The following is a 9,749-nucleotide window of genomic DNA, read 5'->3' on the forward strand; positions in this document are numbered from 1 at the left end:
ACTTTTAAAACATATAACGATTTGTTTTTTAGTTATCGCTCTGCGATTAAACTGTGGGTGACTACATTTTAATTTTTTGAATCAAGAATTTAAACCAATGAAAAAAATATTAACAACTGTTTTATTACTATTTACACTTTTGGTAATAGGACAAAATGAAAATCGAGACAAACCTTTTACATGGGACAATGCCACTGTGTATTTTGTAATACAAGATCGTTTTGAAAATGGAAAAACAAGTAATGATCAATCATATGGAAGAGGTAAAGATGGTAACGGAAATGATTATGGTTTTGATCAAGTAGGAAGTTTTCATGGTGGAGACTTTGTAGGATTAACCAATAAAATAAAAGAAGGATATTTTGATGATTTAGGGGTAAATGCTATTTGGTTTTCGGCTCCTTATGAACAAATTCATGGATGGGTATCTGGTGGTTCAAATGGAGAGTTTAGGCATTATGCTTACCATGGATATTATGGATTGGATTGGACTGAAATGGATGCAAATTTTGGAACTGAAGATGAATTTAGAGCTTTTGTAGATGCAGCCCATGATCATGGAATTCGTTTGGTAATGGATGTGGTAATGAATCATGTGGGGTATAACACATTGCATGATATGCAAGAGTATAACTTTGGTTGTGTAAATGATAGTTGGAAAGGATGGAGACCTACCAACGGACAAAACTGGGCAAGTATTCATGATTTATTTATTGATTATTCAAACTGTAATAATTGGAGTAATTGGTGGTCTGGAGATTGGATTCGTGCAGGATTATCTGGGTATCCTTCTCCTGGAGGTGATGAGCTGACACAAACTTTGGCAGGTTTACCTGATATCATTACTGAGTCATCTAATCAAGTAGGATTACCTCCAATTTTACGAAACAAATGGTCATCAAGTAAATTGGCTCAAGAAGAAGCTGAGCTTAATGCCTTTTTTAATAGAACAGGATATCAAAGAACCGTAAGAAATCATTTTGTTAAGTGGTTAACAGATTGGGTAAGAGAATTTGGAATTGATGGTTTTAGAGTAGATACAGAGAAGCATGTAGAAGGTGAATCGTGGAGAATATTAAAGCAAGAAGCGTTAATAGCTTTACAAGATTGGAAAAATAATAATCCAACTAAAAAACTAGACGACTTACCGTTTTGGATGGTAGGTGAAAATTTTGGTTATGGTTATGGAAGATCTCAATATCATATAGATAATGGTTATGATGGATTGATTAATTTCGATTTTCAAGGACAGGCTGGTAATATCGGAAATTTAGAAAATGTATATTCTAATTATGCAAATACCATCAATAATGCTTTAGATTGGAATGCATTGAGCTATATTTCTTCACATGATACATCGTTATTTGATAGAGGTAATTTAATTAATGCAGGAACAAGTTTATTACTAGTACCAGGATCTGTTCAAATATTTTATGGAGATGAAACAGGAAGACCAGAAGGACCATTAGGTGGAGATCCACATCAAGGAACTAGATCTTACATGAACTGGAATAATATCAATACCAATATTCAAAGTCACTGGCAAAGATTAGGTCAGTTTAGAAGAAATCACCTAGCAGTAGGTGGAGGAAAACATCAACAATTATCGAGCAGTCCATATACGTTTTCTAGAACATTAGAAAATGATAATGTTGTGGTTGTAGTAGGGGCTTCTGGAAATACTTCAGTGAATGTTGCTTCCGTATTTCCAAATGGTACTGAGTTACGTGATTTTTATACTGAATCGGTTGCAACCGTAAGTAATGGTACAGTTACTTTTAATGCACATAGTAATGGTGTGATATTAATAGAAGAAACAAATCCTACAAATCGTCCTACATTAGTAGTAGATCCAGAAAGTAGTTATGATCCATCAGCAATTATAATGACAGCTTCTGCTACCGATAAAGATGATCCTAATCCAACAATTTATTATACTACTGATTTAAATATGAGCACAGATAATTTAAGTGCTTGGACTGTGTTTACCAATGATGTAACTTTTACAGAAACTGTAGATGTACAGATAGTAGCTCAAAATGCAAACGGAGAATTATCTTCAGTAGTTACTAGAAAATATTCTATTGGTGTAATTGATGGGTTTACCGTTTATGCTTATACAGAATGTTCAGAAACCCCTCGTTTATATTATTGGGAAGAAGAACCTAATGTATTGACAGATGTAGCATGGCCTGGTGTAGAAATGATACCAGTTGGCGGAGGATGTGATGGTTGGTATCAATATGAATTGCCAGGAATACTTAGTACTAATTATATTATCAGTCAGTGTGGAGGACAATCAGAAGATTTGTTTTTAGATAGTCAAATGCCAGCCCCATGTGTTGTTGGTAATCAGGCGCCTGAACTAACAGTCACTCCTGTAGGAGGTGAGTACACCGTTGGAGAAACAGTATTAGTAACACTATCTGCAACAGATGATAGTGATGCAAATCCTACAATTAGATATACGTTAGACGGTACAACACCTTCAGCTACATCAATGGTATATAACGGTTCATTATCTATAAATTCAAATACAACTGTTAATGCTATTGCTTATGATTCTGAAGGTTTAGGATCTAATCTTATTTCTGAGACTTATTCTTTTGTAGAACCATCAGATGGAATCACCATTTATTATAAAGGGAACCTTAACAATCCAAGTTTGTATTTTTGGAATACGAGTCCGGGTAGTTTAACTACTTCATGGCCAGGAGAAGGTATGACTGCTATTGACAACGGATGGTTTTCTTATACTTTAGATGATGTTGACTGTACCAATTTAATTTTTAGTGATAATGGAGCAAATCAAACAGCTGATTTACAACGTTGTGGAGATGGTTGGTATTTTAATGGAACATGGTATGATAATAATCCTGATGATGATCAAACAGGACAAAATTTAACGGTTTATTTTAAGTCAGATTCATTTAATGATCCAGAGATTTATTTTTGGGAAGCTACTCCATCAGGAGTAACTACATCATGGCCAGGTGAGCAAATGACAGATGCAGGTAATGGATGGTATTCATATACGTTTACAAATACTGAATGTTCTAATGTAATCTTTAGCAACAAAGGAAATTCACAAACACCAGATTTAAATAGATGTTCTAATGGCTGGTATTATAACGGAACTTGGTATGATAGTAATCCTGATAATTTACAATTTAGAAACTCAAATTTAGAGTTAAAGAAGGTATTCGATTCTATTTCTATTTATCCAAATGCTATTAATGAAAACTCTGTAGTTAGAATCAGTAATTCTATAGATGCAAGTGATTTAAAAATAGAGTTAATTTCAGTGTATGGTTCATCACAAACCATAGTTGATAAGAATATTGGTGTAGGTAGTTATCAGTTTAAATTGAATGCTGCCGAAAGGCAATTGGCAAGCGGAATTTATTTCTGTAAAATATCTATTAATGGTGAATCAACTATTAAAAAACTAATTAAAAAGTAATTTACTAAATAGATCATAATCTGTATTTATCACGCCTAATAACTATTATCTTATAGTTTTGGGCGTGTTTTTTTGTTATGTCTATGAGACAAAGAAAAAAGTTTTTAAAAATCGTGAAAGATTAATTACAACTTATTCTTTATCTTGGTTGTATAATGAAAATAAAAAAATGAAGTTATTAAAGATTTTAATGATCATCATAACTGTTTTATGTACTAATTGTAGTACAGGAGATTGCGGAGATGTAGAAAACAATTTTCCTGCAAAATTTAAAATTATATCGAGTAGTGGAGTTAATCAATTAACACTTCAAGAATTTGATAAATCATTATTGAAAATTCTTTCAGGAGAAAATAGCATAACAAACTTAGAATTTTCTATTAAAGAATTTAAAGGTGAATTAGTAATAGAAAGTCAAGTTATAAATACAGATGTTGTTGTTTTTCAGTATGATGGAGAAGATTTGTTTAAAGTTTTAATATCTGATTTGCAAACAGATATCAATGATTGTTTTTTAGAAGTACTTTCTTTTAAAGCTAGTACAGAGAATGAAGAGTTACTTTGTAATTGCGCTATAGATGATATAGTAACTGTAGAATTTGAAATTTAAATATGTTGATCTATCAAGATCATATTTCCATCAGGATCAAAGAAAGTAATACTTGCCGGACCAGATTCACTATCTCCAGTTTCTTTAGTTAATTGGAAGTTGTTGTCTTTTAAGTGTTGCTGAATTTTTCTTATGTCGTCAAAATCATCTAAAGTATTTGCATTTTCATCCCATCCAGGATTAAAAGTTAAAATGTTATTATCAAACATTCCTTGAAATAATCCAATTAATGAGTTTTTATTTTTCATGATGAGGTAATTTCGTTCTACATCACCAGCAAAAACTGAAAAACCTAAGGTTTCATAGAAGTCTTTTGATTTTTTAATGTCTTTAACAGCTAAACTAATAGAAAAAGTGCCTAATTTCATAGGTATGTATAATTTTGGTTGTTTTATAAAGATACTAAAGTTTTAATAAGACGCTTTTAAAATACTTTAAATTAGTTTGTTGGTTTTTTGAGAGAGAAGTGTTTAATGAGAACTTAAAATGTAAGACCATAAAAAAATCCTGTATTTCAAAATACAGGATTTTTTAAATTTATAATATTCTTTATAGATGAAGATTACATTTCTAATGCTTTGGTAGGATTGTTATCCATTAATAATTCTACAGGATTTTCTAAAGCTTCTTTAACAGCAACTAAGAAACCTACAGATTCTTTACCATCAATAATTCTGTGATCGTATGATAATGCAACATACATGATTGGTTGAATAACAACTTCTCCGTTAACAGCCATAGGACGATTCACAATGTTGTGCATTCCTAAAATAGCACTTTGTGGAGGGTTGATAATTGGAGTAGATAACATTGAACCAAATACACCACCATTTGTAATAGTAAATGTACCACCAGTCATTTCATCAACAGTAATTTGTCCTTCACGAGCTCTAATAGCTAAACGCTTTACTTCGCTTTCAACTCCTCTAAAAGTTAAGTTTTCTGCATTACGAATAACAGGTACCATTAATCCTTTTGGTCCAGAAACTGCAATTGAAATATCTTGGAAATCAAAAGAAACCATTTCCTTACCATCAATCATAGAGTTTACAGCTGGATACATTTGTAAAGCTCTAGTAACAGCTTTTGTAAAGAAACTCATAAATCCTAAACCTACTCCGTGTTTAGCTTTAAAATCTTCTTTGAATTGCTTACGTAAATCAAAAATAGGTTGCATGTTAACTTCATTAAAAGTAGTTAACATTGCAGTATCGTTTTTAACAGATACTAAACGCTCTGCAACTTTTCTACGTAACATAGAAAGTTTTTTACGTGAAGTACCACGAGATCCCATACCAGGAGTTCCCATTGAAGGAACAGCTTTAACAGCATCTTCTTTAGTAACTCTTCCGTCTTTTCCAGTTCCTTTTATGCTAGCTGCACTAATTCCTTTTTCAGCTAAAATTTTCTTAGCTGCAGGAGATGCAGCACCAGTTGCATATGTTTCTTTAGCTGGAGTTGCTTGTGGAGCTTCTTCTTTTTTCTCTTCTACTTTCGGAGCTTCTTTTTTCTCAGCTCCTTCTTCTGGTTTAGCAGCACTCATATCAATATGACATACTACAGCACCAACAGCTACTGCATCACCTTCCTCGGCTTTTAAAGTAATAATTCCACTTTCTTCGGCTGGTAACTCTAATGTAGCTTTATCAGAATCTACTTCTGCAATTGGCTGGTCTTTTTCAACATAATCTCCATCTTCAACTAACCAAGTTGCTATTTCTACCTCTGTAATTGATTCCCCCGGAGAAGGAACTTTCATTTCTAAAACCATCAGTATTAAATTTTATATATCTGAAATTTATTTTTATTCTAATTTTAATCGAAAACTTTATTTATAATTGCTTGATGACGTTCTTCTGAACGCTTTTTAGAACCTGCTGCAGGAGCTGCTCTATAAGCTTCAGATGCACATTCTAATCTAGCCAATTCAAAACGCTCTAACATATACCCCCAAGATCCCATGTTTTTAGGTTCTTCTTGTGCCCAAACATAACGTTCAACATTAGGGTATTTATCCATCACCTCTTTGATTTTATCGTTGTGTAATGGAAATAATTGCTCAATTCTAATTAAAGCAACATCATCTCTTTCTAACTTGTTACGTTCAGCTAGTAAATCGTAATAGAATTTACCAGTACAGAATACCATCTTTTTAACTTTAGAAGTTTCAATAGTATCGTCTATAACTTCTTGGAAAGTTCCTTCAGCTAATTCTTCAATAGAACTAACCGCTGCTGGTAAACGTAATAAACTCTTTGGAGTGAAAACAATTAAAGGCTTTCTGAATTCACGTTTCATTTGACGACGTAAAATATGGTATATGTTAGCTGGAGTAGAACAATTTGCAATAGTCCAGTTATCAATAGCAGACGATTGTAAGAAACGTTCTATTCTTGCAGATGAATGTTCAGGTCCTTGACCTTCATATCCATGAGGCAATAACATTACTAGTCCGTTTTGTAATTTCCACTTGTCTTCAGCAGAAGAAATGTATTGATCGAACATTATTTGCGCACCGTTGGCAAAGTCTCCAAACTGAGCTTCCCATATAGTTAATGTGTTAGGTGCAGCCATAGCATAACCATAGTCAAAACCTAATACACCGTATTCTGATAAGTGCGAATTATAAATGGTAAAGTTTCCTTTATTTTTTGGATTCGTATTTAGTAAGTTAACTCTTTCTAGAGTATTTTCATCTCTTAAAATAGCATGACGATGAGAGAATGTTCCTCTTTCAACATCTTCCCCAGAAATACGAATATCATATCCTTCTTCTAGCAAAGTTCCGTAAGCAAGGTTTTCGGCAGTACCCCAATCTAATTTGTTGTCTTCAAAAACCATACTGAAACGCTTTTTCAGAATGTTTTTCTCTGCTTTTCGAAGAAATTTGTGTCCTTCAGGAGTTGAAGAAATAACTTTAGCAATATCTTTTAATGCATCTATTGAATAAGTCGTGTCAACAGGAAGTAACATGTCTTCTAGTTGCTTTCTAACAAAACCATTCCATACATCAGGCATAAAATCCTGAATTTGAGATGTAGTTTTTTTCTTAGATTCAGCGAATTCAACCTCAAGATGAGACTTAAATTCCTCTGTAATTTGATTTACATACTCTTGAGTTATAGATCCATTTTCTAATAACTTCTCTACATATATCTTTTTAGCATTTTTATGCTTCTTAATTAGCTGATATAATTTAGGTTGAGTATACGTTGGTTCATCCCCTTCATTATGTCCATATTTACGATATCCTAATAAATCAATAAATACATCTTTTTTAAACTTAGCTCTGTATTCAACAGCAATTTGCATTGCATGACATACAGCCTCAACATCATCAGCATTTACATGTAAAACGGGTGATAAAGTTACTTTAGCAACATCTGTACAATATGTACTAGAACGAGCGTCTAAATAATTTGTAGTAAAACCAACTTGGTTGTTAACCACCACATGAATAGTTCCTCCTGTTTTATAACCGTTTAATTGTGCCATTTGCACAACTTCATATACAATACCTTGCCCAGCAATGGCAGCATCACCATGCACTAATATTGGAAGGATTTTGCTATTGTCACCATCATAATCTAAATCAACTTTAGCTCTAACAATACCTTCAGCAACAGCATCTACTGTTTCTAAGTGAGAAGGGTTAGGTACTAAGTTCATTTTCATTTCCTGACCACCACGGTATTCTTTACTTAAAGTTAAACCTAAGTGATATTTTACATCACCATCAATAGATTCATCTTCAAAATCTTTACCTTCAAACTCGCTAAATAAATCTCTAACAGGTTTTTTAAAGATATTTACCAATGTGTTTAAACGACCACGGTGAGCCATTCCTAAAACACATTCTTTAACACCATATATTTCTGCAGCATCTCTTAATGCAACACTGATACCCGGAATTAAAGTTTCACCACCTTCTACCGAGAAACGTTTTTGACCAACATATTTTGTTTGTAAAAAACTTTCAAAAGTTGAAGCTTGGTTTAATTTAGAAAGAATGTATTTCTTTTCATCTAAGCTGTAACTTGGATGATTATCATTTTTATTTAATCTGTCTTGCCACCATTTAATCTCTTCAGGGTTTCTCAAGTACATATATTCAACACCAATACTATCACAATAAATAGCTTTTAAGTGTTTGATAATGTCAGCTAAAGATTTTGGACCAATACCTAAAATTTGACCAGCATTGAATACTGTAGTTAAATCTTCAGAAGTAAGCCCGAAATTTTCTAACTCTAGAGTAGGTGTGTATTTTCTACGATCCCTAACCGGATTTGTTTTAGTGAATAAATGACCTCTAGTTCGATATCCATTAATTAGATCGATTACTAAAAATTCTTTACGAACTTCTTCAGGAATTTCAATTTCCTCCTCGTCTGTTAATGAGTAATTCTCATTAGCAAGGTCATATCCTTGAAAAAAACTTCTCCAACTTGGTTCTACTGCATCAGGGTTTCTTAGGTATTGTTCATATAACTCTCCTATAAAGCCTGCATGTGCTGCGTTTAAGAACGAAAACTTGTCCATATATACAATTGTACTTTTCTGTAAATAAGTATTACAAGACAAAAGTACAATTTTTAGTAGAATACTATTCTTTATTTTAAAAATTAAATCAATTTTGATGAAAAATTTAAAAATCTAAACATTTTTCTGTTTAAATGAGAAAATAAGTCTAAAAGAGATTTTAGATAGATTTTTTACTAATCAATAAAAAAATGAATAAAAGTATGTTTTTTTGAAGGTGTGTATCTCTTTGATTTTGAGTTGTTATTTCGTTTTGTGAAAGAGGTTTTATATAATTATTGAAATAAAAAATAAAAAAATACTTGTGGAATAAAAAAAAGGTGTTATATTTGCACTCGCAAAACACAAATTTTGTGTCGCAAACTCCTCCTTAGCTCAGTTGGTTAGAGCATCTGACTGTTAATCAGAGGGTCCTTGGTTCGAGCCCAAGAGGGGGAGCAAAAAAGAAACATCGCAAATAGCGATGTTTTTTGTTTTTATAAACCTTTCTAATTTCTTTAGTTAAAATATTTTTCAGTTAGTAGTTTTTTAATATCAATCTTAACTTGTTTAAATTCAAAAACTAACCTGTTCTAATATTTAGATAAATTCACATTTTGTAATTTTTTTTTGAAAAATAGTGTAAAGAAGAGGTTAAAAAGCTTGCAGAATAAAAAAACCGTGTTATATTTGCATTCGCTAAACACAAAATTTGTGTCGCAAATTCCTCCTTAGCTCAGTTGGTTAGAGCATCTGACTGTTAATCAGAGGGTCCTTGGTTCGAGCCCAAGAGGAGGAGCAGAAAAAACATCGCAATAGCGATGTTTTTTTATGTTTAAATGTATGATGTTTATACTGTTACTTCTATTTTGTGGTCTGAAAAAATAAGATAGTATTAATTCAATTGAGTTTTTATGTATGCTTTCGGACTTACACCAACTTTCTTTTTAAATAATCGAGTAAAGTATTGTGGGTATTCGAAACCTAACTTATAAGCTGTTTCAGAAATTGAAAAATTAGGGTTTAGTAATAAGGGATCATTCCTAAAAGTTGTGGTTAAGCAAAAATTTGTGTTAATCTGTATAGAAAGAATTCTACATTTCTCACTCCTCTAAATTGAGCTCTAAACGCTTTTATTTTAGCATTAAAAGATTC

Annotated in this window: 6 protein-coding genes and 2 tRNA genes; 4 read left to right on the forward strand and 4 right to left on the reverse strand. The window is 32.2% G+C overall.

All coding sequences use genetic code 11. From position 1 onward, the window contains the following. Positions 1–97: 97 nt before the first annotated feature. Both EYW44_RS06365 and EYW44_RS06370 read left to right on the forward strand, forming a co-directional pair. On the forward strand, positions 98–3,463 hold the full coding sequence (locus EYW44_RS06365; RefSeq protein WP_132722835.1) for a starch-binding protein: 3,366 nt from the start codon (positions 98–100) through the stop codon (positions 3,461–3,463). A gap of 169 nt (positions 3,464–3,632) precedes the next feature. Further along, the gene (locus EYW44_RS06370) at positions 3,633–4,073 is read left to right on the forward strand and encodes a hypothetical protein (protein ID WP_132722836.1); all 441 of its coding nucleotides are present in this window, start codon (positions 3,633–3,635) and stop codon (positions 4,071–4,073) included. On the opposite strand, the gene EYW44_RS06375 is transcribed toward EYW44_RS06370, so the two are convergent. From EYW44_RS06375 to EYW44_RS06385, 3 genes are all read right to left on the reverse strand, one after another. Continuing rightward, positions 4,070–4,441, reverse strand: coding sequence for a VOC family protein (locus EYW44_RS06375; protein ID WP_132722837.1), 372 nt, complete (start codon positions 4,439–4,441; stop codon positions 4,070–4,072). The genes EYW44_RS06370 and EYW44_RS06375 overlap by 4 nt on opposite strands. Positions 4,442–4,635: 194 nt before the next feature. Beyond that, positions 4,636–5,844: a 2-oxoglutarate dehydrogenase complex dihydrolipoyllysine-residue succinyltransferase gene (odhB, locus tag EYW44_RS06380; protein ID WP_132722838.1), complete on the reverse strand. Its 1,209-nt coding sequence runs from the start codon at positions 5,842–5,844 to the stop codon at positions 4,636–4,638. Positions 5,845–5,888: 44 nt separating this feature from the next. Then, positions 5,889–8,615, reverse strand: coding sequence for a 2-oxoglutarate dehydrogenase E1 component (locus EYW44_RS06385; RefSeq protein WP_132722849.1), 2,727 nt, complete (start codon positions 8,613–8,615; stop codon positions 5,889–5,891). Between the two features lie 364 nt (positions 8,616–8,979). Between EYW44_RS06385 and EYW44_RS06390 the strand changes: the two genes are divergently transcribed. Both EYW44_RS06390 and EYW44_RS06395 read left to right on the forward strand, forming a co-directional pair. Then, positions 8,980–9,053: transfer RNA gene (locus EYW44_RS06390), tRNA-Asn, on the forward strand. 266 nt (positions 9,054–9,319) lie between these two features. Then, positions 9,320–9,393 (forward strand) — tRNA-Asn (locus EYW44_RS06395). A gap of 96 nt (positions 9,394–9,489) precedes the next feature. On the opposite strand, the gene EYW44_RS06400 is transcribed toward EYW44_RS06395, so the two are convergent. Continuing rightward, on the reverse strand, positions 9,490–9,687 hold the full coding sequence (locus EYW44_RS06400) for a helix-turn-helix domain-containing protein (protein ID WP_132722850.1): 198 nt from the start codon (positions 9,685–9,687) through the stop codon (positions 9,490–9,492). Between the last annotated feature and the right edge of the window lie 62 nt (positions 9,688–9,749).

The organism is Tenacibaculum sp. M341, assembly GCF_004337695.1.
GTDB lineage: Bacteria > Bacteroidota > Bacteroidia > Flavobacteriales > Flavobacteriaceae > Polaribacter.

Bases quoted from the DNA above. Each gene is read 5' to 3' on its own strand.
- EYW44_RS06365 (WP_132722835.1), top strand. From the start codon at position 98: ATGAAAAAAATATTAACAACTGTTTTATTACTATTTACACTTTTGGTA.
- EYW44_RS06370 (WP_132722836.1), top strand. From the start codon at position 3,633: ATGAAGTTATTAAAGATTTTAATGATCATCATAACTGTTTTATGTACT.
- EYW44_RS06375 (WP_132722837.1), bottom strand. From the start codon at position 4,441: ATGAAATTAGGCACTTTTTCTATTAGTTTAGCTGTTAAAGACATTAAA.
- odhB (WP_132722838.1), bottom strand. From the start codon at position 5,844: ATGGTTTTAGAAATGAAAGTTCCTTCTCCGGGGGAATCAATTACAGAG.
- EYW44_RS06385 (WP_132722849.1), bottom strand. From the start codon at position 8,615: ATGGACAAGTTTTCGTTCTTAAACGCAGCACATGCAGGCTTTATAGGA.